This window comes from Roseibium sp., assembly GCF_965229775.1.
Lineage (GTDB): Bacteria > Pseudomonadota > Alphaproteobacteria > Rhizobiales > Stappiaceae > Roseibium.
The window spans coordinates 1,922,501-1,946,466 of the sequence record NZ_OZ245929.1; the positions used below are offsets into that span (position 1 = coordinate 1,922,501).

20 protein-coding genes, 1 tRNA gene and 2 rRNA genes (1 of these 23 cut by a window edge) are annotated in these 23,966 nt (G+C 59.7%); 15 read left to right on the forward strand and 8 right to left on the reverse strand.

The window, feature by feature from the left end; all coding sequences use genetic code 11:
- From ACO07N_RS08755 to ACO07N_RS08765, 3 genes are all read left to right on the forward strand, one after another.
- Positions 1-2,395: ribosomal RNA gene (locus ACO07N_RS08755) — 23S ribosomal RNA — on the forward strand (it extends 631 nt beyond the left edge of the window).
- A gap of 60 nt (positions 2,396-2,455) precedes the next feature.
- A 5S ribosomal RNA gene (gene rrf / locus ACO07N_RS08760) occupies positions 2,456-2,570 on the forward strand.
- 206 nt (positions 2,571-2,776) lie between these two features.
- Positions 2,777-2,853, forward strand: a tRNA-Met gene (locus ACO07N_RS08765).
- A gap of 633 nt (positions 2,854-3,486) precedes the next feature.
- Here the strand turns inward: ACO07N_RS08765 and ACO07N_RS08770 are convergent.
- Both ACO07N_RS08770 and ACO07N_RS08775 read right to left on the reverse strand, forming a co-directional pair.
- Positions 3,487-4,170 carry a fumarylacetoacetate hydrolase family protein gene (locus tag ACO07N_RS08770; RefSeq protein ID WP_421980647.1) on the reverse strand — a complete coding sequence of 228 codons (684 nt, stop codon included), beginning with the start codon at positions 4,168-4,170 and terminating at the stop codon, positions 3,487-3,489.
- A 133-nt stretch (positions 4,171-4,303) separates the two neighbouring features.
- Entirely contained in the window at positions 4,304-4,999 is a 696-nt protein-coding gene (locus tag ACO07N_RS08775) for a FadR/GntR family transcriptional regulator (RefSeq protein WP_421980648.1), read from the reverse strand.
- A 136-nt stretch (positions 5,000-5,135) separates the two neighbouring features.
- Between ACO07N_RS08775 and ACO07N_RS08780 the strand changes: the two genes are divergently transcribed.
- From ACO07N_RS08780 to ACO07N_RS08800, 5 genes are all read left to right on the forward strand, one after another.
- Positions 5,136-6,062 (forward strand): fumarylacetoacetate hydrolase family protein, encoded by a 927-nt coding sequence (locus tag ACO07N_RS08780; protein WP_421980649.1) that lies wholly within the window; start codon positions 5,136-5,138, stop codon positions 6,060-6,062.
- A gap of 66 nt (positions 6,063-6,128) precedes the next feature.
- Positions 6,129-7,154, forward strand: coding sequence for an ABC transporter substrate-binding protein (locus tag ACO07N_RS08785; RefSeq protein WP_421980650.1), 1,026 nt, complete (start codon positions 6,129-6,131; stop codon positions 7,152-7,154).
- A gap of 8 nt (positions 7,155-7,162) precedes the next feature.
- A complete protein-coding gene (locus ACO07N_RS08790) occupies positions 7,163-7,960 on the forward strand; it encodes an ABC transporter ATP-binding protein (protein WP_421980651.1) in 798 nt (265 codons plus the stop codon).
- A complete protein-coding gene (locus ACO07N_RS08795) occupies positions 7,957-8,823 on the forward strand; it encodes an ABC transporter permease (protein WP_421980652.1) in 867 nt (288 codons plus the stop codon). Before ACO07N_RS08790 ends, ACO07N_RS08795 begins: the two co-directional genes overlap by 4 nt.
- Positions 8,807-9,892, forward strand: coding sequence for an Ldh family oxidoreductase (locus ACO07N_RS08800; protein ID WP_421980653.1), 1,086 nt, complete (start codon positions 8,807-8,809; stop codon positions 9,890-9,892). Before ACO07N_RS08795 ends, ACO07N_RS08800 begins: the two co-directional genes overlap by 17 nt.
- 95 nt (positions 9,893-9,987) lie before the next feature.
- Here the strand turns inward: ACO07N_RS08800 and ACO07N_RS08805 are convergent, their stop codons facing one another.
- Both ACO07N_RS08805 and ACO07N_RS08810 read right to left on the reverse strand, forming a co-directional pair.
- The gene (locus ACO07N_RS08805; RefSeq protein WP_421984401.1) at positions 9,988-10,620 is read right to left on the reverse strand and encodes a GntR family transcriptional regulator; all 633 of its coding nucleotides are present in this window, start codon (positions 10,618-10,620) and stop codon (positions 9,988-9,990) included.
- A 67-nt stretch (positions 10,621-10,687) separates the two neighbouring features.
- Positions 10,688-13,531, reverse strand: coding sequence for an FAD-binding and (Fe-S)-binding domain-containing protein (locus ACO07N_RS08810; RefSeq protein ID WP_421984402.1), 2,844 nt, complete (start codon positions 13,529-13,531; stop codon positions 10,688-10,690).
- A 167-nt stretch (positions 13,532-13,698) separates the two neighbouring features.
- Between ACO07N_RS08810 and ACO07N_RS08815 the strand changes: the two genes are divergently transcribed.
- The 7 genes from ACO07N_RS08815 to ACO07N_RS08845 all read left to right on the forward strand — a co-directional run bounded on the left by ACO07N_RS08815 (position 13,699) and on the right by ACO07N_RS08845 (position 20,285).
- Positions 13,699-14,877: a pyridoxal-phosphate-dependent aminotransferase family protein gene (locus tag ACO07N_RS08815; protein ID WP_421980654.1), complete on the forward strand. Its 1,179-nt coding sequence runs from the start codon at positions 13,699-13,701 to the stop codon at positions 14,875-14,877.
- 35 nt (positions 14,878-14,912) lie between these two features.
- Positions 14,913-15,893, forward strand: a complete 981-nt coding sequence (locus ACO07N_RS08820) for a TRAP transporter substrate-binding protein (protein ID WP_421980655.1) — start codon at positions 14,913-14,915, stop codon at positions 15,891-15,893.
- A gap of 102 nt (positions 15,894-15,995) precedes the next feature.
- Positions 15,996-16,562, forward strand: a complete 567-nt coding sequence (locus tag ACO07N_RS08825) for a TRAP transporter small permease (protein ID WP_421980656.1) — start codon at positions 15,996-15,998, stop codon at positions 16,560-16,562.
- Positions 16,562-17,842, forward strand: a complete 1,281-nt coding sequence (locus tag ACO07N_RS08830) for a TRAP transporter large permease (protein WP_421980657.1) — start codon at positions 16,562-16,564, stop codon at positions 17,840-17,842. The genes ACO07N_RS08825 and ACO07N_RS08830 overlap by 1 nt, the downstream gene beginning before the upstream one ends.
- Entirely contained in the window at positions 17,839-18,615 is a 777-nt protein-coding gene (locus tag ACO07N_RS08835) for an enoyl-CoA hydratase (RefSeq protein ID WP_421980658.1), read from the forward strand. Before ACO07N_RS08830 ends, ACO07N_RS08835 begins: the two co-directional genes overlap by 4 nt.
- On the forward strand, positions 18,612-19,838 hold the full coding sequence (locus ACO07N_RS08840; protein ID WP_421980659.1) for a CaiB/BaiF CoA transferase family protein: 1,227 nt from the start codon (positions 18,612-18,614) through the stop codon (positions 19,836-19,838). Before ACO07N_RS08835 ends, ACO07N_RS08840 begins: the two co-directional genes overlap by 4 nt.
- 21 nt (positions 19,839-19,859) lie before the next feature.
- Positions 19,860-20,285: a GlcG/HbpS family heme-binding protein gene (locus ACO07N_RS08845; protein ID WP_421980660.1), complete on the forward strand. Its 426-nt coding sequence runs from the start codon at positions 19,860-19,862 to the stop codon at positions 20,283-20,285.
- Between the two features lie 129 nt (positions 20,286-20,414).
- Here ACO07N_RS08845 and ACO07N_RS08850 read toward each other — a convergent pair whose 3' ends face one another.
- Genes ACO07N_RS08850 through ltnD form a run of 4 tightly spaced genes read right to left on the reverse strand, consistent with a single transcriptional unit; the run spans position 20,415 to position 23,951 of the window.
- A complete protein-coding gene (locus tag ACO07N_RS08850; protein WP_421980661.1) occupies positions 20,415-21,170 on the reverse strand; it encodes a hydroxypyruvate isomerase family protein in 756 nt (251 codons plus the stop codon).
- Complete coding sequence (locus tag ACO07N_RS08855) at positions 21,167-21,814, reverse strand: aldolase (protein ID WP_421980662.1); 648 nt, start codon at positions 21,812-21,814, stop codon at positions 21,167-21,169. The genes ACO07N_RS08850 and ACO07N_RS08855 overlap by 4 nt, the downstream gene beginning before the upstream one ends.
- Positions 21,811-23,049: a 3-oxo-tetronate kinase gene (gene otnK / locus ACO07N_RS08860; protein WP_421980663.1), complete on the reverse strand. Its 1,239-nt coding sequence runs from the start codon at positions 23,047-23,049 to the stop codon at positions 21,811-21,813. Before otnK ends, ACO07N_RS08855 begins: the two co-directional genes overlap by 4 nt.
- The gene (gene ltnD / locus ACO07N_RS08865) at positions 23,049-23,951 is read right to left on the reverse strand and encodes an L-threonate dehydrogenase (protein WP_421980664.1); all 903 of its coding nucleotides are present in this window, start codon (positions 23,949-23,951) and stop codon (positions 23,049-23,051) included. Before ltnD ends, otnK begins: the two co-directional genes overlap by 1 nt.
- Between the last annotated feature and the right edge of the window lie 15 nt (positions 23,952-23,966).

A 23,966-nucleotide genomic window follows, 5' to 3' on the forward strand; every position in this document is an offset into this window, starting at 1 on the left:
CTCATGCGCCGAAGTCTTTTTCCATGAGAGTGTTTTATGGAGAAGACGTCGAAGCCGTCAGGCTTCGCAAGGCCGACCGGCCGCCGCCGCTTATGCGGCGCGCCCGTGCAGCGCCAGCACATCTTTGATGTGCGGTACGGCGCGTGAACGATAAATGAAGGTCATTTAATGCGAAGCATTTGATGACCGCCTGACAGCGTACCTTTTGTATAATGGGTCAGCGACTTAATTTAACGAGCAAGCTTAAGCCGATAGGTGTAGGCGCAGCGAAAGCGAGTCTGAATAGGGCGATGAGTTCGTTGGATTAGACCCGAAACCGAGTGATCTAGCCATGGCCAGGTTGAAGGTGCGGTAACACGCACTGGAGGACCGAACCCACGCCTGTTGAAAAAGTCGGGGATGAGCTGTGGCTAGGGGTGAAAGGCCAATCAAACTCGGAAATAGCTGGTTCTCCGCGAAATCTATTTAGGTAGAGCGTCGGATGAATACTCTCGGGGGTAGAGCACTGGATGGGCTATGGGGGCTTACCGCCTTACTGATCCTAACCAAACTCCGAATACCGAGAAGTACTATCCGGCAGACACACAGTGGGTGCTAACGTCCATTGTGGAGAGGGAAACAACCCTGACCGCCAGTTAAGGTCCCTAAGTTATGGCTAAGTGGGAAAGGATGTAGGACTCCCAAAACAACCAGGATGTTGGCTTAGAAGCAGCCATCATTTAAAGAAAGCGTAACAGCTCACTGGTCTAAATAAGGGGTCCCGCGCCGAAAATGTACCGGGGCTCAAGCCATACACCGAAACTGCGGGTGCATCTTTGATGCGCGGTAGCGGAGCGTTCTGTAAGTCTGCGAAGGGATACCTGTGAGGGGTCCTGGAGATATCAGAAGTGCGAATGCTGACATGAGTAACGATAAAGCGGGTGAGAGACCCGCTCGCCGAAAGTCCAAGGGTTCCTGCGCAACGCTAATCGGCGCAGGGTTAGCCGGCCCCTAAGGCGAGGCCGAAAGGCGTAGTCGATGGGAATGCAGTTAATATTCTGCAGCTTGGTGGTAGTGACGGATGCAGTGTGTTGTATCTCCTTATTGGATTGGGGGTGCAGCGAATGTGTTCCAGGAAATAGCTCCACCTTATAAACCGTACCCGAAACCGACACAGGTGGACTGGTAGAGCATACCAAGGCGCTTGAGAGAACTATGCTGAAGGAACTCGGCAAAATGCTCCCGTAAGTTCGCGAGAAGGGAGACCTCAGTTCGGGCAACCGGATTGGGGTGGCACAGACCAGGGGGTGGCGACTGTTTATCAAAAACACAGGGCTCTGCGAAGCCGCAAGGCGACGTATAGGGTCTGACGCCTGCCCGGTGCTGGAAGGTTAAGAGGAGGTGTGCAAGCACCGAATTGAAGCCCCAGTAAACGGCGGCCGTAACTATAACGGTCCTAAGGTAGCGAAATTCCTTGTCGGGTAAGTTCCGACCTGCACGAATGGCGTAACGACTTCCCCGCTGTCTCCAGCATAGACTCAGTGAAATTGAATTCCCCGTGAAGATGCGGGGTTCCTGCGGTCAGACGGAAAGACCCCGTGCACCTTTACTACAGCTTCACACTGGTATTCGTCACGACATGTGTAGGATAGGTGGTAGACGTTGAAGCCTTGGCGCCAGCTGAGGTGGAGTCACCCTTGAAATACCACCCTTGTCGTCATGGATATCTAACCGCGGTACAACAATATCCGGGACCGTGTGTGGCGGGTAGTTTGACTGGGGCGGTCGCCTCCCAAATGGTAACGGAGGCGCGCGAAGGTGGGCTCAGAGCGGTCGGAAATCGCTCGTTGAGTGCAATGGCATAAGCCTGCCTGACTGCGAGACTGACAAGTCGAGCAGAGACGAAAGTCGGCCATAGTGATCCGGTGGTCCCTCGTGGAAGGGCCATCGCTCAACGGATAAAAGGTACGCCGGGGATAACAGGCTGATGATGCCCAAGAGTCCATATCGACGGCATTGTTTGGCACCTCGATGTCGACTCATCACATCCTGGGGCTGGAGCAGGTCCCAAGGGTTTGGCTGTTCGCCAATTAAAGTGGTACGTGAGTTGGGTTCAGAACGTCGCGAGACAGTTCGGTCCCTATCTGCCGTGGGTGTAGGAGAATTGAGAGGATCTGTCCCTAGTACGAGAGGACCGGGATGGACGTACCTCTGGTGGACCTGTTGTGGCGCCAGCCGCATTGCAGGGTAGCTATGTACGGAAGGGATAACCGCTGAAAGCATCTAAGCGGGAAACCCACCTCAAAACCAGTTCTCCCTGAAGAGCCGTGGAAGACCACCACGTCGATAGGAAGCGTGTGGAAGTGTGGCAACACATGAAGCTTAGCTTTACTAATAGCTCGTTCGGCTTGATCGCTCTCATTAATCAATGCTTATCTGAAATAGACCAGTTCACGACAAAACTGCGCTTCGCCGGCCTGGTGGCCTCAGCGGGGAGCCCCCACCCGATCCCATCCCGAACTCGGCCGTGAAACTCCCCAGCGCCAATGGTACTGCATCTTAAGGTGTGGGAGAGTAGGTCGCCGCCAGGCCTGCTAAACGCAGTTTGAAACTCAACGATGAAACCCTCCGGGCAACGCCCAAACCAGCACCCAGTCAAAAAATGCGAAGGTGCCGGCACCAGGAGCAGCCCCGCGACGCCCGCAGATCCGCCAGGATCGAGGACGCGCAAAACAAAAATCACCGGGCAAGCACAAGCCCGCGCCGGAAACCTAGGTTCCCGTGCACCAAAAAACAACGCGGGATGGAGCAGCCCGGTAGCTCGTCAGGCTCATAACCTGAAGGTCGCAGGTTCAAATCCTGCTCCCGCAACCAACAAAACAGCCGCCCAACAGGGCGGCTTTTTTGTTGGAAGGGGTCGCCGATTTTAACTTGACGGGGTCCCCGGAAGGAGGACAACGTCCGACGCAACGGGGCAGAAAACAATCAAATCCTGCTCCCGCAACCAAATTCGACAACAGCCTCATCCCGTAAGGGGTGAGGCTGTTGTCGTATCTGGACAGTGGATACAGGCAAGAACCTCTCAGGGCCCCATCAAGGAGGGCAAAGCCCGACGCAGAAGGGCAGAAAACATCAAATCCTGCTCCCGCAACCAAAACACCCACACACAGCCCGCACGGCAATTGCCTGCGGGCTTTTTCTTTGTTCGCACCAGACAGACTTCAGCTTAAATCGGGCTGACGCGTTCATAAGAGGGAGGAGCAACCACCCCCCTCCAAGAACCTATCTCTGCGCCAACCTTGGCCCGAGCTATCCTGAGGCAGCAGCCCCGTGCCGGAACGCAACATGGGAGGCTCCGAGAGTACCGGCGCATACGTCTGCCTGAACGTCCCAATTGGCCCAGGACGGATCTGATGGGCGCTTTTCAGGATGCTCTGACGTGTCATCGTCCGGCGATCAGCTTTTCCAAGTAAGGCCAAACCGCCCAATCATGCCCCGCACGCGGCATCAGACGACCTTGACGGACAGTGTGCCGACGGATTCGATGCTAGCTTCCATGGTATCGCCTGGCTCGACGGCGTTCACACCCGAAGGGGTCCCGGCCATGATCACATCTCCCGCCGCGAGTTCGAAATATTCCGAGAGATAGGAGATCATTTCCGGCACTTTCCAGATCATCTGGTTCAAATCACCTTCCTGCCGCAGGTCTCCATTCACCGTCAGTGAAATCCGCCCCTGATCGGGGTGCCCGACATCGGACACCGGATGCAACGGGCCCACTGGCCCGGACCGCTCGAAGGCCTTGCCGATTTCCCATGGGCGTCCCATCTTCTTCATTTCGCCCTGCAGGTCTCTCCGTGTCATGTCCAGCGACACGCCGTAGCCCCAGACATGGTCAAGCGCGTCAGACAGGGCGATGTTCGTGCCGCCGCTCTTCAGGCCGACCAGGAGTTCGACCTCGTGGTGCACGTCGGAGGTGTGAGGGGGGTAGGGAAATTCGCCCGAAGCATCGAGATTGTTTGGGTTCTTCTGAAAAAAGAAAGGCGGTTCGCGATTGGGATCGTGCCCCATTTCAACAGCATGCGCTGCAAAGTTCCGGCCGATGCAGTAAACACGGCGAACCGGAAATGCGCCGCCGTCGCTCGTGGGAATCGTGTGAACCTTGGGTGTCTCGATAACATGCTCAGACATCGTTTTCCTCGCTTGCGGTCTGTTGTCGTTAGCCTACAGGCTCGCGATACCGATTTGGGACCGCTCACTTTGTGACTTGGACCGAATGCGCAAAAAATAAACGTGTTGGCAACGAGTTTGGGGCAACCATTTCTTAGATTGGTTGGGCTTCAATCTCGCCCAAAACGACTTCCGGCATCATCCGTGAATACACCGAGCGCAGGTGTTGCTGCATCATTTGCTTGGCCAGTTCTCCATTTCTGGCCGTGATTGCGCGCACGATCGCGTCGTGTTCGATGAAGCTGGTATAGCCGGGCACGGGCTTGCGGGTATCGCGCGGTTGGCCCCAGACAATCGAGCGGCGCACCGAATTCAGCGTTTCGAAAAAATACAGGTAGAGCTGATTGCGTGTGCCGCGCGCGATGACGTGGTGCAACTTGTTGTCCCAGGCTTCGTAAGCGCGCCAGTCTTTTGCTTCGCGGCACTTCTCAGCGCAAATTTTCATTTGTTTACAATCAGAATTGCTCGCATTCAGGGCCGCGAGCCGCGCCAGCTCGGGCTCAATGTTGTAGCGGACCGTGACCACCTGTTCCGGCTTTATCTGGTCGCGAAGGTAGGTGACATCCTGAAGGTTCAGGACCGGCCTTGAGCCGACAAACGTGCCGCGTCCGACGTGCCTCCAGATCAATCCCTGAGCCTCCAGATCGGCGAGGGCCTTGCGCAGTTGGTTCCGTGTTGTGTCCAGACGTTTGCACAGTTCGCGCTCGGGCAGGATGCGGTCGTTCAACCGATATCCGGCACTGTCGATCAAGTCGCGCAGTCTTTGTGATAGTTCGGCTGTCTCGTTCATACCGCCGCCCAATTTGCTGATTGGTTGATTGAATTAGAGCGAGAGTCATTCAACTCTTGTCAGCAAGGTTAGCAAGAGATCGCAGAACATTGCGACACTCTGCCGCAAAAAAAGCCAGCGTCGGGAGGAGAAGATCGTGCGTCTAGCCACAGTGTCAGCCGGTGGGGAGAATATTTGTGCGGCCGTCCTGAATGACGACCGTCTTTTGAACCTGTCCAAGGCTGCGCACCACCTGACGCACCCTGCTGCGGAGGCATTGAAGGCGAATTCAATGCTCAATCTGATCGCCGGACCGCCGGAGACGCTCGATATCGCACGCAGCCTCGTGGTCGACGCGGAAGCCGGTGTCCTTGACGCGTCAATTCTGCCGGAAGGCGCGGAACTGCTGGCGCCGATCCCCAACATCCGCAAGAACGTTCTGTGTGTCGGTCGCAACTATGCCGAACACATTACCGAAGGAGACCGGGCGCAGAAGCAACAGGTCGGCGTAACCGAGTACCCGGTTTTCTTCACGAAACCGCCGACGTCCATCGTCGGCCCCGGTGGCGATGTGCTGACCTTTCCGAGCGTTTCGAAGCAAACCGACTACGAAGTCGAGCTGGCCGTGATCATCGGCACGCCCGGGCGCAACATCGCCAAGGCGGACACAATGAAACATGTCTTCGGCTACACCATTTTGAATGACATCTCCGTCCGGGACGTGCAGCGCCGCCATGGCGGGCAGAACTTCAAGGGAAAGGCCTTTGACGGCTCCTGCCCCATGGGTCCGTGGATCGTGACCGCGGACGCTATTGATGATCCGCATGCGTTACCGATTTCGCTGACCGTGAATGGTGAGATCCGGCAGAACGGCAACACCGCGGACATGATTTTCGACATCAAGACACTTATCGCCTCGTTGTCGGAAGGCATGACGCTGGAGCCCGGCGACATCATCGCCACCGGGACGCCGGCGGGCGTGGGATACGCCATGGACCCGCCGAGTTTTCTAAAGGATGGCGACACCGTCGTTTGCAATATCTCAGGGATCGGCACGCTCACGAACTCGGTGCGCGCCGTTTAAGCGATCTTCCGAAGACGCCGGTTGGACGAGGGGGATTGGAAAGAATGCGAAGGGAGGAATAAGCGTATGATGAACCGTAGAACATTCACATCGTTGCTGGCGGCGGTGCCCGTCGCCGGATTGGCTGCAAAGGGTGCCTTTGCACAAGGCCTGCGTGATATCACCTTTGTGCAGCCGAGCCCGTCTGCCATCAACTCGTTTCCGGTCTTTGTCGCCATCGGCGAAGGTTTCTTCGAGGACGAGGGCTTGAACGTGACTGTCGAAGCCATCAACGGTTCAGGCGCCGTTTTGCAGGCGTTGTCGGCAGGACAAGCGCATTTCGGCCGCCCGGGCCCCGGTCCGCTCATCGCGGCGCGCTCGCGCGGCGTGAATGCGGTGCACATTTACAACGTGGCCGCACGGAGCAACTTTGGCATCGCCGTCCAGGAAGGCTCCGACTACCAGTCAATCGAGGACCTGCGCGGCAAGGTTATCGGGACCGGAACGGCGGACGGCGCGGAAGTCGGCTTTGCCCGCAACGTGCTGACAGGTGCCGGAATGGTCGAAGGTACTGACTTTGAGTTCCTCACCGTCGGTGACGGCGGTCCGGCAACCGCGGCGTTTCTGAACGGCGAGATTGATGCCTACTCTGCGTCTACCGCGGATACGGCCATTCTCAATCAGCGCGGCATGAAGGTGCGTGACATAACGCCCGCCGAGTTCGGCCGGTTCTTCGGCAACGGCATCGCCACCATGGCCGATACCATTGCAAACGACCGGGACCTTGTCGAAGGGTGGAGCCGTGCCTTTGCCAAGGGCCATGCCTTCGCGCTCGATGACGCCAATCGCGAAGCCGTCCTTGCCCACCTTGCCGCGGGCAATCCGCAGGAAGGCGAAGACAAGGAGTTTCAGTCGGCACTGTTCGACGCGGTTCGTTCCAAGACGATCGCGGCCGGCGACACGCCGCATCTCGGCTGGTATCCGGAGGAAGTCTGGGGCGAGTGGCAGGACGCTCTTGTCGCCGGCGGAGAGATCTCCGCGCCTCTCGACGATCTGAACGCGATCTGGACCAATGAGTTCGCTGAACTCGGAAGTGCGGCCGTCGACAGATGAACGCCTCGTTGGCACATGAAAACTCCGGCGCTTCATCTGACGCGCCGGTTTACGAACTGACCAATGTCAGCAAGACCTACGCGCGCAACGCGGTGGTCGCGCTGGAGAACGTGGACCTCACCCTGCGTCACGGGAGCTTCACGTCGGTCATCGGATCAAGCGGCTGCGGGAAATCGACCCTGCTGAAGATCATGGCAGGGCTCATTCCACCCACGAAAGGCCGCGTGATCCTTCAGGACAAGCCTGTTACAGGCCCGCGTCGGGACATCGGAATGATGTTCCAGCAGGCCACGCTCTTCCCCTGGAAGACCGCGGTCGAGAACATCGTGCTGCCGATCGAGATCCGTGACGGCAAGGCGGCCGCCAAGCAGGCGAGAGCAAAGGCGCATGACCTTCTCGACATTGTCGGCTTGAAAGGGTTCGAGAACGTTTATCCCAATGAACTGTCGGGCGGCATGGCGCAACGCGCGTCGATCTGCCGGATGCTGATTACCGAACCGGCGGTTCTGCTTCTGGACGAGCCGTTCAGTGCACTCGACGAGTTGTCGCGCGACATGATGAATATGGAATTGCAGAGAATTTGCCGTGAGCAGGACGCCACGGCCTTTCTGGTCACGCACTCCATCCAGGAAGCTGTGATACTGTCGGATGAGATTGTCGTGATGAAACCCCGCCCGGGCCGGATTGCAGAGATCGTCCACGTCGATCTGCCCCGGCCGCGCACGCTCGACATGATGACGACGCCGAGATTTGGCGAGATCGTGGATCACATTCGCAGCATGTTGGACAAGGGAGAAAACATGTGACTGATGCGCCCACCAATCAGCGGCTGGAGACCGGGGCGGCGGACGACACCGTCTGGGTACAGGAAGTAGCCTTCATCGATTCCGTGCCCCGTTCGATCGCCATGACATTCGTGTTCGTGGTTTTCATCGGCACGTGGGATCTGGTGACGCGCCTGGGGCTCGTTTCGCCGATCATTCTGCCCACGCCGTGGGAGACATTCAGCGACATGATTTTTGTCGGAAGCAATCTGTTGAGTGGCGGCTACATGCTTGGCGCGCTTTGGATCACGGTCAAGGAGGTGATCTACGGGTTCGCGCTTGCCATCGCCATCGGCTTCTCGCTCGGCGTCCTCGTCGGCGAAACGGCGTTCGGGGAAAAGGCTGTCATGCCCTATCTGGTCGCCATCGACACCATGCCGAAAGTCGCCTTTGCGCCCCTCTTTGTTGCCTGGCTGGGTTTCGGCATCGAATCCAAGGTGGCCTTGGCAGCGTTTATCGCCACCTTCCCGATCGTGGTCGGAACGGCGGCGGGCCTGCATTCGGCCGATGAGAATGCCCGCATGCTCTTCAAGACCATGGGCGCAAGCCGGATGCAGACATTGATCAAGATGAAGCTTCCCACCGGGCTGCCGCAGATCTTCACGGGGCTCAAGATCGGCGCGGTTGGCGTCATGGCCGGCGCGATTACGGGCGAATTCCTGGGCGGCGGCAAAGGCTTTGGCGAGCTGATCAGGGTCGCGGCCTCCCAGCTCAACACGCCTCGGGTGTTCTCGCTGATCCTGTATCTGAGCCTCGTCGGGTTGGTGCTGTACCTGATCGTGCAATGGACCCAGCGCAGGATCGTCTTCTGGCAGAAGGAATCCGTAGGTGCACACGATCACTGACCCATCCACCATACCGGTGCAGCGCCTGCGCGATTTCGTTTCGGCGGCGCTGCAGTCGAAGGGCGTGCCGCAACATGATGCCGTCAAGGTCGCCACGCTCATGGTGGAGGCGGATATCTTCGGCTACGGCACACACGGTGTTTTCCGCCTGCGGCAGTACCTGGCGCGTTTGGACGGCGGCGGCTGCAATCCGACCCCGTCGGTGACGGTGGCACATGAAACGATTGCCACCGGCGTGATCGACGGGGATGACGGGCTCGGTCATCTTGCAATGTCCGCGGCGCGTGATCTTGCCATCGAAAAGGCACGTGCGGCCGGGATCGGCTGGGTTGGCGTCCGCCGCGGCAATCATGCCGGGCCCCTGGCGCTCTATGTGAGGCCACAGGCCGAGGCTGGTCTGCTTGGCATGGCGGCGGCAGTCGGAAGCGCAAACCACGTTCCTCCATACGGAGGAACCGACCTTCTTCTGGGGACCAACCCGATTGCGTTCTCCGCGCCTGCGGCCGGTGCCGATCCTTTCGTATTCGACATGGCCACCACCGTTGCAGCGATGGGAAAGATAAAAACGCTTCTGCAACAGGGCAAGGAGATGCCGGAAGGCTGGATGGTTGGACGGGACGGCAAGCCGCTCACCGATCCGAGCCGAAAATCAGAGGGCTTCCTCCTGCCGATCGGCGGCCCGAAGGGATTTGGTTTGTCGGTTGCTATCGGCCTTATGGCAGGTGTCCTCAACGGGGCAGCCTTCGGATCAGACGTCGTCGACTTCACGAACGACACGACGTCTTCCACCAATACCGGGCTGTTTGTCATGGCACTTGACCCCGCTGCCTTCGGAATTGGGGACGACTTCGCGAGCACCGCCAGCCGGGTCTTTGACGAGATGCGGGCCTCCGAACCCCTTCCGGGGCATGACCCTGTGCGTTTGCCGGGTGATGGAAAGACCGCGGCGGCCGATGCACGCCGATCCGGCGGCCTTGCCCTGAACCCCGCTCTGCGGCGCGACCTGAATGTGCTTGCTGCTGATTGCGGACTGGAAGCACCGTTTCCGGATGAACCCGCAAGAGGCTGACAAAGTGACTGTGTGGCGCCCGTCCGCGTGAGAAGCGATGCGGGCGGTGTCACTCCGACAGCGGCAAGTCAAAGGCGCACTCAGACCAATGTGCCTTAGGCGCCGTTATCGTCGGGTGCATTCTGCAACCAGCGCATCACCGAGTTCTGCTTGTTTTTCATGTGAACAACCAGGATTGACGCCAGCTTCTTGCCATCGCGCGCTTCCAGCGCCTGAATAATCTGATTGTGTTCGTCAACCGCCTCGCGCCAGCGCTCGTCAGACATGTTGGCCGCATATCGTGCGCGCAGCATGCGTGCTGACAATGCCATGCTGGAGTTGGCCAGGGTCTCGTTTCTTGCTGCCGAAAGTATGCCGAGATGGATGTCCTGGTTGAACTTGAAATAAGCGGCCAGGTCCCTGTCACGATAGCTTTGTATCATCGCGTCGTGAAGCGAGCGGATCCTGGCGATCTCCTCGTCCGAGATCTTTTCGCAGGCCAGTTCCCCCGACAGGCCCTCCAGAACGGCGAGCACCGGAAAGACCTCTTCGACCTCTTCGATCGTGATCGCGGTGACCCATGCTCCGCGATTTGGTTCCAGGCGCACCAACCCTTCTGCGGCCAAGACCTTCAACGCTTCGCGCAAGGGGGTCCGTGAGACACTGAATTGTTCGCAAAGGGCCTTTTCGGGGACTTTTTTGTCCGGGGCCATTTGGCCTTCAATGATCAAAGGACGCAGACGCTCCACCAATTCAAGGTGAAGCGACCTTCGTTCGATTATCATGTTCGCGGATAGATCAGTCATTTTCCTGCGTTTACACTCGTTTCAGTGCCAAGTCGAGAAGTTGGGCGACGTGCATCGGATTGCGATCGGTGTTATCTGCGATCTGGTGGCGACAGGACGTGCCATCGGCCACGATAATGGCATCACCGGACGCGGCGCGCGCAGCGGGAAGAACGTCCAGTTCGGCCATCTTTATCGACGTATCATAGGTGTCCGCACCGTAGCCGAATGCGCCTGCCATGCCGCAGCAGCTGCTTTCGATCTTGGTAACCTTGGTGTCCGGCAAGAGTGCCAGCGTTCGTTCGATTGCCGGCATGATCCCCATTGCCTTCTGGTGGCAGTGCCCGTGCAAAGTGACCTCGGGCGCCGGAGATTGCAGGTGTGACGTGAACTGCGGATTGTCCTTCTGATCGGCAATGAACTCCTCGAGCATTAGTGCCAGCTTTGCGATCCTTGCGCTGTCCTCTCCGGGGAACAGCACCGGTATCTCGTCGCGAAGCGTCAGGAGGCAGCTGGGCTCCAGGCCGATGATGGGAACGCCGCGTTCTGCAAAAGGCAAAAGAGCGTCGACAAGCCGGTTGGCCTCCTGCCGCGCCTGGTCAACCAGCCCGACCGACAGAAACGTGCGGCCGCAACACAACGGACGGCCATTGCCGGCAGGTTTTACCACATCAACCGAACTGCCCGTGGCGTTCAGAACCCGGATTGCCGCGCGCAGGTTTTCGGGCTCGAAATAGCGGTTGAAGCTGTCGGCAAACAAGACGACGTCCGGTGCAGATGTCGCGCTGACCTCGGCGTCCTTGAACGGTTTGGCGTCCCATCTGGGCAAGGGGCGTCTGGCTGTGAAACCCGTCAATCGTTCGGTGGCTTTGGCCAAACCGGGCACCTTGTCCCGCAGGTTCATGAGAAAGGGCAGTTTCGCCGCCCAGGGAGCGTATCTCGGCATGTAGCCAACAAGCCGATCATGAAGGCTCAGGCCATGTGTCTTGGCGCGGGCGGAAAGCACCTCGATCTTCATCCGCGCCATGTCCACGCCTGTCGGGCACTCGCGCTTGCAGCCCTTGCAGGACACGCAAAGCTTCATCGCGTCTGCCATCTCGTCGGATGCCAGTGCGTCCGGTCCAAGCTGTCCGGAAATCGCAAGACGGAGGGTATTGGCGCGGCCGCGGGTCAGGTCCTTTTCCTTGCGCGTCACCCGAAATGACGGGCACATGACGCCCCCCTTCAGTTTGCGGCAGGCTCCATTGTTGTTGCACATTTCAACCGCGCCCTGAAATCCGCCGTCTTTCCCCGACCACTCGGACCAATCCAGTTCGGTTTTCAAGGGTGAGGTCTGGTAGTCCGGTCCATAGCGAAACAGCCTGCGGTCATCCATCTTTGGCGGATTGACGATTTTGCCGGGATTGAACACGTCGGTCGGGTCGAAGCGGTTTTTCACTTCTTCAAAGGTCGCGACCATCCGGGAGCCAAACATCTTTTCATGAAATTCCGAGCGGACGATGCCGTCACCGTGCTCACCTGAATGCGACCCCTTGTAGCGGGCGACAAGATCAAAGCACTCTTCGGCAATCGCGCGCATCGTGGCGACGTCTTTGTCCAGCTTCAGGTTCAGCACCGGGCGCACGTGCAGACATCCGACCGACGCATGTGCGTACCATGTACCTGTGGTGCCGTGGCGTTCAAAAATCTCCGTGAGCCCTGCCGTGTAAGCGGCAAGGTCAGGCAGTTCGACCGCACAATCTTCCACGAACGATACGGGCTTCCCGGCGGTCTTCATGGACATCATTATGTTGAGGCCGGATTTGCGCAGTTCAGCGATCTGTCCCTGCAGGCCAGCATCCGTCACCGCGGTGACGCCGCCCCAGGCCTTGCCGGTCCCTGTCCAGGAGTACCCGAGGTCACCCATCATCTGGTCGAGGTCTTTTAACTTTTGCGCCCCGTTGGCTTGCGTGAATTCCACCAGAAGCAGAGCCTCCGGCGCGCCGGTCACAAAATTCTCGATCGTCCTGGCAAAAAGCGGAATGTCGCGGGCCAGCGCGATCATCGTGTGATCGACCAACTCAACGCCCTCGGGATCGAGCGTCACCAGATGTTGTGCGGCGTCCATTGCCTGATGGAAGGTCGGGAAGTGACACACACCCAGGGCCTTGCCGTCCTGAAGCGGGGAGAGCTTCAGCTCGATCGCGGTGGTGTAGGCAAGCGTGCCTTCCGAGCCGACAAGAAGATGCGCGAGGTTCTGGGTCTCGGGTCCGGAAGTCAGGGCGTCGATGTTGTAGCCACCCACGCGGCGCATGACATTGGGGAACCGGGCAGCGATTTCCGCCGCTTCCCTCTGGCCGATCGCCGCAAGATCATGGGAAAGCGCCTGATAGACCGCATTCTGCTCGGCAAGACCCGTCCCGAATCTGTGTTTGCTGCCATCAGCCAGGATCGCGTCGATCGACAGGACATTGTCCCGCATCATGCCGTATCGGATGGATTTCCCGCCGCAGGAGTTGTTCCCCGCCATCCCGCCAATGGTCGCGCGCGACGCGGTGGAGACATCGACCGGGAACCAAAGCCCATGCGGTTTGAGCACCCGGTTCAGTTCATCGAGCACGATGCCCGGGCGCACCACACAGCGCCTGTTGTCGACGTCGAGTTCGAGAATGTCGTTGAAATACTCGGTGTTGTCCAAAACCAGAGCTTCGTTGACGGTCTGCCCGCACTGGGACGTGCCGCCGCCGCGGGCCAGGATCGGAATGCCTTGATTGCGCGCGCAGTCAATCGCCGCCAGAATGTCGTCTTCGGATCTCGGCGCCAGCACGCCAACCGGCATCATCTGATAGATCGATGCGTCCGTCGCGTAGCGCCCGCGCGAGAACGGATCGAACATCAGGTCGCCCGACACCCTTTTTGAAAGTTCACGCGCAATGTCGTTCAACGGAGGAATCCTCGGCTTGCCTACTCAAAAAATGAATTATGAATTAAAAATTGCATATTCACAACTTCAATGTCATTCTGTGGCGCACGTTCAAACGCAGGTCCCACAAGGTTCGATTTATGAGACAAGCTGGTCGTCATTTTCTGCAAATTCCCGGCCCCAGTTCGGTTCCGGACCGCATATTGCGCGCGATCTCCGGTCAGGTGATTGACCACAGGGGACCAGCGTTCGCCAAGGTCGGTGCGCAGGCGCTGGAAGGGATCAAGACCATCTTCAAGACCGAGCAGAACGTGGTGATCTATCCATCCTCGGGCACGGGCGGTTGGGAGGCGGCCCTGGTCAATGTCCTGTCGCCGGGCGACCGGGTGCTGATGTTCGAGACCGGACATTTTGCGACATTGTGGAAAAAGATCGCCGAAAAACTGGATTTGAAGCCCGAGTTCATTGAAGGCGACTGGCGCGGCGGAGCCGACCCGGACCAGATCGAAGCCTATCTGGCTGAGGACAGAAATCACGAGATCAAGGCCGTCTGCGTTGTTCACAACGAGACGTCGACCGGGTCCGTTTCACCGATTGCCGCCATCCGCAAGGCGATCGACAATGCGGGACATCCGGCCTTGTTCATGGTCGATACGATCTCGGGTCTCGCGTCGCTCGACTATCAGCACGACGAATGGGGTGTTGATGTCACGGTTTCCGGATCGCAAAAGGGGCTGATGCTGCCGCCGGGTCTTTCGTTCAACGCGATAAGTGCAAAGGCCATGGCGGCGAACGGTTCGGCCATGCTGAAGCGGTCATACTGGGATTGGGCGGATATGGTCGGTCCGAACAAGACGGGATACTTCCCGTATACGCCCGCCACGAACCTTCTTTACGGGCTGAATGTCGCCATTGAGATGTTGCACGAGGAAGGGCTGGAAAATGTCTTCGCCCGGCATGCGCGTCACGGCGCAGCTGCACGTACTGCCGTCCGCACCTGGGGACTTGAAGTCCTTTGCAACAAGCAGGGGCAGGAAAGCGGTGTGCTGACGGCTGTCATGGTCCCGGAAGACCACAGCGCAGATGCTTTCAGAGCAACGACTTTGGAGCACTACGATATTTCTCTGGGCAATGGCCTCTCGAAGGTCGCCGACAAGGTGTTCCGCATTGGCCATCTTGGTGACTTCAACGATCTCATGCTGGTCGCAACACTGGCAGGCGTCGAAATGGGTCTGACAAAGGCCGGAATTCCCCACAACACAGGGGGAGTCGGAGCTGCGATGGCGATGCTGGAGAACACGCAAATCGCGGCAGAGTGACGAAAACAGTCACATTTCCAAGGGAGGAAACACACATGACCATCAAGGCAATTCTTATTGCAACAGCCGCTGCGATTGGCGGAACAAGCGGTGCCTTTGCCGCCGACATCACCCTGAAGTTTGGCCATGTCGGCAATCCTGGTTCACTGTTCGAGGCAAGCGTCGACAATTTCGCGGAATGTGTGAACTCGTCGATGAGCGGCAAAGTCGAGGTGCAGACCTTCGGCTCGTCTCAATTGGGCAAGGACAAGGAGCTTCTGCAGAAGCTGAAGCTGGGTCAGGTCGATTTCGCGCTTCCCTCGTCCGTCATGTCTTCGGTCGATGACACGTTCGGCATTTTCGAGATGCCCTACATCATCCGCGACCGCGATCACATGCGCCGTGTTCAGGATGCGATGATGGACAAGTTTCAGGCAGCCGCGAACGGCGGCGGATATCACATCGTCGGTCTGGCCGAGAACGGCTTCCGCCACATCACCAACAACACGCGGCCGATCAATGTGCCGGGTGACCTTGAAGGCATCAAACTTCGCACGCCCAATGGCGTGTGGCGTGTGAAGATGTTCACGGAATACGGTGCAAACCCGACGCCAATGGCGTTTTCGGACGTGTTCACCGCGTTGCAGACCGGCGTGATGGACGGCCAGGAAAACCCCTATGCGCAGATCGCATCCGCAAAGTTCCAGGAAGTCCAGAAGTACCTGTCAATCACCGGGCATGTCTACACACCTGCCTACATCCTCGCGTCGCAGAAGGGATTTGCGAAACTGCCGGAGGACGTGCAGGCCGGTCTGACCGAATGTGCCGCGTCCACGCAGGACTTCACCTACGAAAAGGCAGCCCAGCTGGAAACCGAATTGCTGGACGTCATCAAGGCCGCCGGTGTCGAGGTGAATGAGGCGAACAAGGATGCGTTCGTCGAGGCATCCGCGCCGATCTACAAGGCGTTCGCCGACGAGGTCGAAGGCGGGCAGGACATGATTGACCAGGTTCTGGGCCTGGCAAATACCAACTGACGCTTGTAACGGGCAGCGGGCAATCCGCTGCCCTTTCATTCTTGTAGCCATACAGATCCGCGTGAGCCTCCATTTGGCTCCTGCAAGAAGACAAGGCGCGACGTGAACCAGCTCTCGAACTCACTCCTACCTCGGATTGTCACGATCCTCGGCAAAGTGCTTGAATGGATCACGATCTCGCTGATGGTGCTTCTGACCATCGTCGTGATTTCAGCGGTGATTGCACGTCTCTCGGGCCAGAGTTTTTCGTGGTATGACGAAGTCGCCGCGATCATGCTCGCCTGGATAACCTATTACGGCTCGGCGCTCGCAGCGCTTCACCGCCGTCACATCGGGTTTGACACGGTGCTTCTGGCGATGCCGGTCAAGGCACGGCTGGCGGCCTTGCTCGCAGCCGAAGCGATCGTGTTGATCTTCTTCGTGCTGATGGCGCGCGCCGGCCTTCAGGTTCTTGAAGTTCTCGAAGGCGACACGCTGATCTCGCTCACTTGGGTTCCCGTTCAGTTCACCCAGTCGATTATCCCGATTGGCGCGATGCTGTTCATCCTGTGCCAGCTTCTCAGCCTGCCGAACTACTGGAAAGTCACCGCCGCCGGCATTTCGCTGGAACACGCGGAGATCGAGGAAGAGGTCGAGGCCGAGATGATCAAGAACAAGGATCGTACCTGATGCTGATGGCTGCGATCTTCTGCGCCCTGCTGGTGATGATCTGCATCAATGTGCCGATTGCGGTCGCGCTCGCCATGTGTGGCGTGATCGGGCTCCTGGCGGTCGAGGGCACAGGCAGTTTGGTCACGATTGCCCTGGACATGTATGACGGCTCCACCAAGTTTTCGTTGATCGCGATTCCGATGTTCGTGCTGGCCGGTGCCATCATGAACGCGGGCGGGATCACGGATCGGCTGATCAACTTCGTGTCCGCCATCATCGGCTTCATCCGTGGCGGTCTGGCGATGGTCAACATTGGCGTGTCGCTCTTCTTCGCGGAGATTTCGGGATCGGCTGTCGCGGACGTCGCTGCGATGGGTTCGATTCTGATCCCGCAAATGAAAAAGCGCGGCTACTCGAAGGAGTTCTCCGCCGCGGTCACGTCGTCCTCGGCCTCGCTGGCAATTATTATCCCGCCATCGATCCCCATGATCCTTTATGCAGCCTCGGCCAACACCTCGGTCGAGCAGTTGTTCGTGGCCGGCGTTGTGCCCGGGCTCCTGGGGGCCGCCGGGTTGATGGGCGTCGCCTATGCTTTCGCGAAACGCTATGACTATCCGGTCGAAGAGGCCTTCAACCTGCCGCGCGTACGCGAGACGTTCAAGGACGCGCTGCCCGCTTTTGCGTTGCCGGTGATCATTCTGGGCGGAATATTCGGCGGCTTTGTCACCGCAACCGAAGCCGCAGGCTTGGCCGTGCTTGCGGCACTTGTTGTCTCTGCCTGGTATCGCAACCTGAACCTGGCGCATCTGCGCCGGGCGATGCTCGATGGCGGCATACAAACCGCCGTGGTCATGCTTCTGGTCGCCGCATCGGTTCTGATGGGCGGCTTTCTGACCCGTGCGCAGATCCCTCAGCAACTGGCAGAAGCGATCTTGTCCGTCACCGCTCAGCAATGGGCGATCTTGCTGATCCTGAACTTCTTTTTCCTGATCATCGGGTTCTTTCTGCATTCGGCGGCCGCGATCATACTGGTTGTCCCGATTGTGATCCCGCTGATCTCTGCCGCGGGCATCGACCCGGTGCATTTTGGTCTTGTCGTGACACTGAACCTGGCGATCGGCCAGCAGACACCGCCGGTGGCATCCGTTCTGATCACGTCCTGCTCGGTGGCGCGCGCGAATATCTGGGCCGTGTCGAAAGTGAATATCTTCTTTGTCGCGGTCCTGTTGGCTGTGCTGATGCTCTGCACGTACGTGCCGGCGGTGCCGATGTTCCTTGTCGAGTACTTCTACCGATGACCGAAGAGCTTACGCAGCATCTGGAAGACGGTGTCTTGTGGGTGGCATTCAACCGCCCGCAAGCGCGCAACGCGCTGACATTTGCGATGTACGACGCGCTCGCAATTCTCTGCACGTCGCTGCCAACCGACGGATCGGTCCAGGCCGTCGTCATTTCCGGCAATGGCGGAAAGGCATTCGCGGCCGGCACCGACATGAGCCAGTTTCGCGATTTCAAGACGGCGCAGGACGCGCTGGACTACGAAGCCCGCATCGCGCAGGCGCTGGACGACCTGGAGCGGTGCCCGGTGCCGACGATCGCGGCGATCAATGGCGCGTGCACGGGCGGCGGGGCCGCGATTGCGGCGGCGTGCGATCTGCGCATTACCTCTGCCAGCCTCAAGTTCGGGTTTCCGATCGCACGCACCTTGGGAAACTGCCTTGCCAGCGACAACCTTGCCCGCCTGTCGGATCTGATGGGAGCAGGCCGCGTCCGCGAAATCATCTTCACCGCGCGGCTGATCCTGGCGGAAGAAGCCCAGGCGATTGGCCTGGTAAGCGAGGTTCTGCCGGATGAAGCGTCCCTTATGGCGCGCGCCAGGGAACTGGCGCAATTGGTCGGCACCATGGCGCCCCTGACCTTGCGCGCCACAAAAGAGGCCATGCGGCGGCGCCGTGCCGCGATTGCAGTGGAAGACGACGACCTCATCGCGATGTGTTACACCAGCGACGATTTCCACATCGGTATCGATGCATTCCTGAGCAAATCCAGACCGGAGTGGACCGGGAAATGACGGCCGCCACGGGCCCCTTGACCGGTATGAAGGTCATCGAACTGGCGCACATCATGGCAGGTCCGGTGTGCGGCCTGATGCTGGCGGACATGGGCGCGGATGTCATCAAGGTGGAAAAGCCGCAAGGTGATGATTCCCGCCGGTTCGTTCCCCCCCAGATTGAAGGCGAATCCGCAGCCTACATGATGATGAACCGCAACAAGCGGGGAATAGCGCTGAACCTCAAGGACCCGTCGGCGCGAGACGTCTTGCACAAGCTCCTGTCAGACGCGGATGTCGTGATAGAAAACTATCGTATGGGCACGATGGAACGGCTGGGTCTTGGCTATGACGATCTGGCGGCAATCAACCCGCGCCTGATCTATTGCGAAATCTCCGGGTTCGGACGGACCGGCCCCTACGCGGAGCGCGGTGGTTTCGACTTGATTGCCCAGGGCATGGCCGGCCTGATGTCGATCACCGGCGAAGGGCCGGGGCGTCCGCCGGTCAAGGTGGCCGCACCGATCTCGGACATCAATGCCGGTATTCTGGCGGCCATGGGTGTGAGCGCGGCTTACGCAAATGCGCTGAAGACCGGCCGGGGTCAAAAAGTTGACACGTCGCTGTTCGAGGCCGCGATCGTGCAAACATACTGGCAATCGGCAATCGCTTTTGCCACGGGAGAAAATCCAGAGCCGCTTGGCTCCGCGCATCCGCTCAATGCACCTTATCAGGCGTTCGCGACCAGCGACGGCTGGATCAACGTCGGTGCCGCGAACCAGCGCAACTGGCTCCGTTTGCTGGATGTCATCGAGACGCCTGAGCTTGACGCCGACCCGCGGTTTTCATCGAACCTGGCGCGGATGCAGAACCTGCCCGCGCTTGTCGAAATCCTGAATGAAAAGCTGCAGCGGGACACGACTGCCAACTGGTTGGCCAAGATGGAAGCGGCAGCGCTTCCAGCCGGTCCGGTTCTGGGCATTCAGGAGATGCACGAGGACCCTCAGGCGGTCGCGCGGGACATGATCGTGGAGACAAGGCACGCCGTTGCGGGCGATGTCAAAACCATCGGGCATCCGGTCAAATTCAGCGAAACACCTGCCAAGGTTGCAAAGGCTGCGCCGGTGCTGGGACAACATAGCCGCGAGGTGCTGGAACAGCTCGGGTATGACCGGGAAACGGTCGCGGGCCTGATAAAAAGCGGAGCGGTCATCGCGGCGGTGTCCGCCAATCCGTCAAGGTGAAGATGCAGATCGGGGGATGGAGTGAAACTTGATTTGGATACAGCGCAGAAAATTGTCTCGGCCGCACTGGACTGGCGGCGCGACCATGGCATGAAGCCGATAACAATCTCGGTTCTTGACAGCGGTGGCTTTTTGATCGCGCTGGCCCGCGAAGACGGCACCAGCAATCTGCGTCCGGACATTGCGCAGGGCAAGGCGCGGGGCGCGATCGGCATGGGGCTTGGCTCGCGTGCCCTGTTTGAGCGCGCACAGTCACAGCCCTATTTCATCCAGGCAATGAACAGCATTGCCGAAGGATCGCTTGTGCCGGTTCCCGGTGGCGTTCTGGTTAAAGAGGAGGGCCAGGTCCTCGGCGCGGTCGGAATAACCGGTGATTCCTCCGACAATGACGAAACCTGCGCAATCGCAGCAATCGAGGCCGCCGGATTTACGGCAGACGGAGGCTAATCGACGCAAGGCCGCCAGAAACAGTCAGGCCGCTCCACCCTCAGGCCTTCCAGTCAGGATTGCTCTGAAAGCACGGGTCCGAGAAACTAGCCGGTGCAAAAACCCGAAAACGGCGCGCGCAGACCCGGTCTATGTCAGCCATCCGAGCGTGTCTTCGGTCTTTTCCGTCGGCCGGTACTCTGCCCCAAGAGGCTTCGTCCATCCCAGGGCTTCAATTTCCGCAAACACCGTTTGATAGTCGATTTCCCCGTGATCGGGGGTGCCCCGGTCCGGAACGGATGCAAACTGGATGTGTCCGATGATCGGCAACAGGTTCTTCAGCCGGGTGATCACGTCTCCTTCCGTCCGGCCGACGTGGTAGCAGTCGAACATCAGTTTCAGATTGTCTGCGCCGACGTCGTCGATGATGTCGGCCGCCTGTTGCGTTGTGCGCAGAAAATATCCGGGAGCGTCATGCTCGTTGAGCGGTTCGATCAGCATTGTCAGGCCGTGCCCTGCACCCCGGCTGCAGGCATAATCCAGATTGTCTATGAAACAGTGCCCGCCCGCGATGCTCTGATCGAACCCCGCCATGACATGGATGCCGCTTGCACCGATGTCCACTGCATAAGCGATCGCTTCGTCAATTGCGGCGCGGGCTTCTTTCTCTCTCCCCGGGATCGCCGACAAGCCGTTGTCCCCGCGCGCCACGTCGCCGCGCCGCGTGTTCAGCCCAAGCATTTCCAGACCGGTTTCGGCAAGGGCCTGACGCACCTCGGATGACGGTGTGTCATAGGGCCAGTGACACTCGACCGCGTGAAATCCTGCGGTTTTGGCTGCGCGGATCGCGTCTGGCAGCGGTCTGTCGCTGAAAAGGAAGCCGAGATTGGCGGAAAACCGGATCATCCGTCCCACTCCACATTGAATTTCGTGACAACTTGCCGGACCTGGTCACCGGTCAGTGCCCGCGCATTGACACCGCGCAGCATCATGGCCAGCCGGGCGGTTTCCTCAAGTTCCTCGATCGCGTTGCAGGCGGCTGCCACGTCTTGCCCGGCGACCACCGGACCGTGGTTTGCCAGCATCACGGCGCTGCGCTTGCCGGCCAGGCCGCGCACCGCCTCGCCCATCGCCGGGTCGCCCGGCAGGAAGAAGGGCAGGAGTTTGACCTTGCCGAGTTGCATGACCGCATAAGGTGTCAGCGGCGGCAGGAAATCGTCCTCGTCCGCGTCAGGCATCATCGACCAGGCCACAGAGTGGCAGGCGTGAAGGTGGACGACCGCGCCGGCGCTGCCGCGCGTCTCGTAGAAGGCCGTGTGAAGCGGCATCTCCTTGGTCGGCGGGTCGCCCGAGATCAGGACACCTTCGGCGTCGAAGCGGCTGAGACGGTCCGGATCCAGGCGTCCGAAGCTCGTGCCGGTCGGGGACACCAGCAGACCGCCGTCCTCCGTACGTGCGGAGATGTTACCGGTGCTGCCATGCGTAAGGCCCCGGTCGAAGAGCGATTTTGCCAGGAGGCACATCTGTTCTCGAAGGGTGTTCTCGCTCATGCGTCACCTGCGAGCAGCCTGTCGGCCTTTTCGAAAAAGTCTTCGGACCCGAAATTTCCGGATTTCAGGGCGATCACCAAATCATCGCCCGCCCTGAGCGCGGGGACTCCGGGATCGATCTCCGGCCCGATTTCAAGACTGTCCAGGCCAAGGCCCTCGACGACGGCGCCGGATGTTTCGCCACCCGCAGTGATGATGCGGCATGCCCCGCCCTGAACGGCCAGCCTTGCGACTTCTGCAAAAAAACTTTCCAGCGATTCGGACGAAGCCGCGCGGCCGTGCGCTTCCTGAACCCGTGCGACCTCTTCCGGATCGGCGGAACTGTAGGCGAGCGGCAGCCCGTCCGCGCCAAGGAGCCAGTCGGCAACGTCCCGGGGCGCAAGGCGGTCATTGATGACATCCACGGCGTTTATTTCCCGGGCGGGATGCCGGGCGGCGTGGTAATCAACCTGCGCACGTGTCGCAACGGAGCAGGATCCGGACAGAACGACCGATTTTCCCGCCTGGCCCGCCCACGGGGGGCGGGAGGCCGTGCAGCCGAAATTGCCCGGAAGCCCGAGCGCGATGCCGGACCCGCCGGTGATCAGCGGCAGATCCCTTGCTGCCCTGCCGATCTCGATCAGGTCCTCGTCGCGGATCGCATCGACGACGATATGCCGATGCCCCGCATGCTGCTGGTCGTCCAGGGCCTGTTTGATCTCTGCGGCCCCCGCAAAGACCTGTGCGGCGGCAACATGCCCGACCGAATGCCGTGTCTGCGGCGCAAGCCAGCGGCGGATATCGGGGTCCGTCATCGGGGTGAGCGGATGGTTCTGCATGCCGGATTCGCTGAGCAGCCGGTCTTTCACGAACAGGTGCCCCTGGTAGACGGACCGGCCGGTCCCCGGGAACGCCGGACAAACGATAACCTTTGCGGCATCAAGCGCGTCAGCCAGCGCATCCGCGACCGGGCCGATGTTGCCGTCGGCGGTGGAGTCGAACGTTGAGCAATACTTGAAGAAGAACTGCGTGCAGCCCTGGCGCGTCAGCCATTCCAGCGCGGCCAGGGACTGTTCGACGGCTTTGCCGGGATCGATGGAGCGGGACTTCAGCGCGACGACCCCGGCCTGGACGTCATCGCCGGCGGGTCCATCTGGCACACCGGTGTACTGAACGGTGCGCATGCCGCCCTTGGCCAAAGTGTTGGCCAGGTCGCTTGAGCCGGTAAAGTCGTCGCCGATACATCCGAGCAGCATCATGCTTCTCCCGGCAGTGTGAGCCCTGCATTGCGGGCATAGACCTTCGCCACTGCCGCGTCGTCCTCGCGGCCCAGCCCCATTCCCGCGGCCGCGAGATACTGCTGGAGCGCGGCTGCCGTGATCGGTGCGCTGAAACTGGCCGACTTCGCGATGTCCAGCACGATGCCCAGATCCTTCGGCCAGATATTCACCTGGCTGAGCGGCGTGTAGTCGCCTGCCACGATATGGGGAGCCCGGTTTTCCAGCATCCAGCTCGTGCCCGCACACTGGCTGATGACCTCGACGAATTTATCCGGTGGCACGCCCTGGGTCATGCCGAATGTCAGGGCTTCGGCCATCGTTGCGATGTGAACCCCGGCGAGCAGCTGGTTGACGGCCTTCATTGCCGAACCGGCTCCGGCAGCGTCCCCCAGCTCGAACACGGTTTCCGCGGCGGCGTCCAGAACCGGGCGGGCAGCAGTAAAGGCATCGGCCGATCCGGAGGCCATGACCGACAGCTGGCCCTTGGCCGCCCTGGCCGAGCCGCCGGAAATCGGTGCGTCGAGATAGTGGATCCCGGCGGCGTTGCACCTGGTTTCCATGTCCCGGGCGAATTGCGGGGGCACCGTGGCACAGGCCATCACGACGGATCCTTTGCGCATTTCCGGCACGATACCCTTGTCGCCGAACAGGACCTCTTCCGTCTGTTCGGCGTTCAGGACTACAAGGACGGCGGCATCCAGAACCCCGGCGGTCTCGCGGAGCGAACCTGCAGCGCCACCCTCGGACTGAAATCGCTCGACCTGCGACGGAACAACGTCAAATCCATGCGTGACCAGACCGGCCCGTAGGCACGACTGCGCAATTCCATAGCCCATGGACCCAAGGCCAATGACAGCAGTTCGGAACGGATCCGTCATTTCGTGAACCTCATT

Excerpts from the sequence above, each read along its gene's own strand:
- ACO07N_RS08770 (WP_421980647.1), bottom strand. The coding sequence starts at position 4,170 with ATGTCTGAGCATGTTATCGAGACACCCAAGGTTCACACGATTCCCACG.
- ACO07N_RS08775 (WP_421980648.1), bottom strand. The coding sequence starts at position 4,999 with ATGAACGAGACAGCCGAACTATCACAAAGACTGCGCGACTTGATCGAC.
- ACO07N_RS08785 (WP_421980650.1), top strand. The coding sequence starts at position 6,129 with ATGATGAACCGTAGAACATTCACATCGTTGCTGGCGGCGGTGCCCGTC.
- ACO07N_RS08810 (WP_421984402.1), bottom strand. The coding sequence starts at position 13,531 with ATGTTCGATCCGTTCTCGCGCGGGCGCTACGCGACGGACGCATCGATC.
- ACO07N_RS08815 (WP_421980654.1), top strand. The coding sequence starts at position 13,699 with ATGAGACAAGCTGGTCGTCATTTTCTGCAAATTCCCGGCCCCAGTTCG.
- ACO07N_RS08820 (WP_421980655.1), top strand. The coding sequence starts at position 14,913 with ATGACCATCAAGGCAATTCTTATTGCAACAGCCGCTGCGATTGGCGGA.
- ACO07N_RS08830 (WP_421980657.1), top strand. The coding sequence starts at position 16,562 with ATGCTGATGGCTGCGATCTTCTGCGCCCTGCTGGTGATGATCTGCATC.
- ACO07N_RS08835 (WP_421980658.1), top strand. The coding sequence starts at position 17,839 with ATGACCGAAGAGCTTACGCAGCATCTGGAAGACGGTGTCTTGTGGGTG.
- ACO07N_RS08840 (WP_421980659.1), top strand. The coding sequence starts at position 18,612 with ATGACGGCCGCCACGGGCCCCTTGACCGGTATGAAGGTCATCGAACTG.
- ACO07N_RS08850 (WP_421980661.1), bottom strand. The coding sequence starts at position 21,170 with ATGATCCGGTTTTCCGCCAATCTCGGCTTCCTTTTCAGCGACAGACCG.
- ACO07N_RS08855 (WP_421980662.1), bottom strand. The coding sequence starts at position 21,814 with ATGAGCGAGAACACCCTTCGAGAACAGATGTGCCTCCTGGCAAAATCG.
- otnK (WP_421980663.1), bottom strand. The coding sequence starts at position 23,049 with ATGCTGCTCGGATGTATCGGCGACGACTTTACCGGCTCAAGCGACCTG.
- ltnD (WP_421980664.1), bottom strand. The coding sequence starts at position 23,951 with ATGACGGATCCGTTCCGAACTGCTGTCATTGGCCTTGGGTCCATGGGC.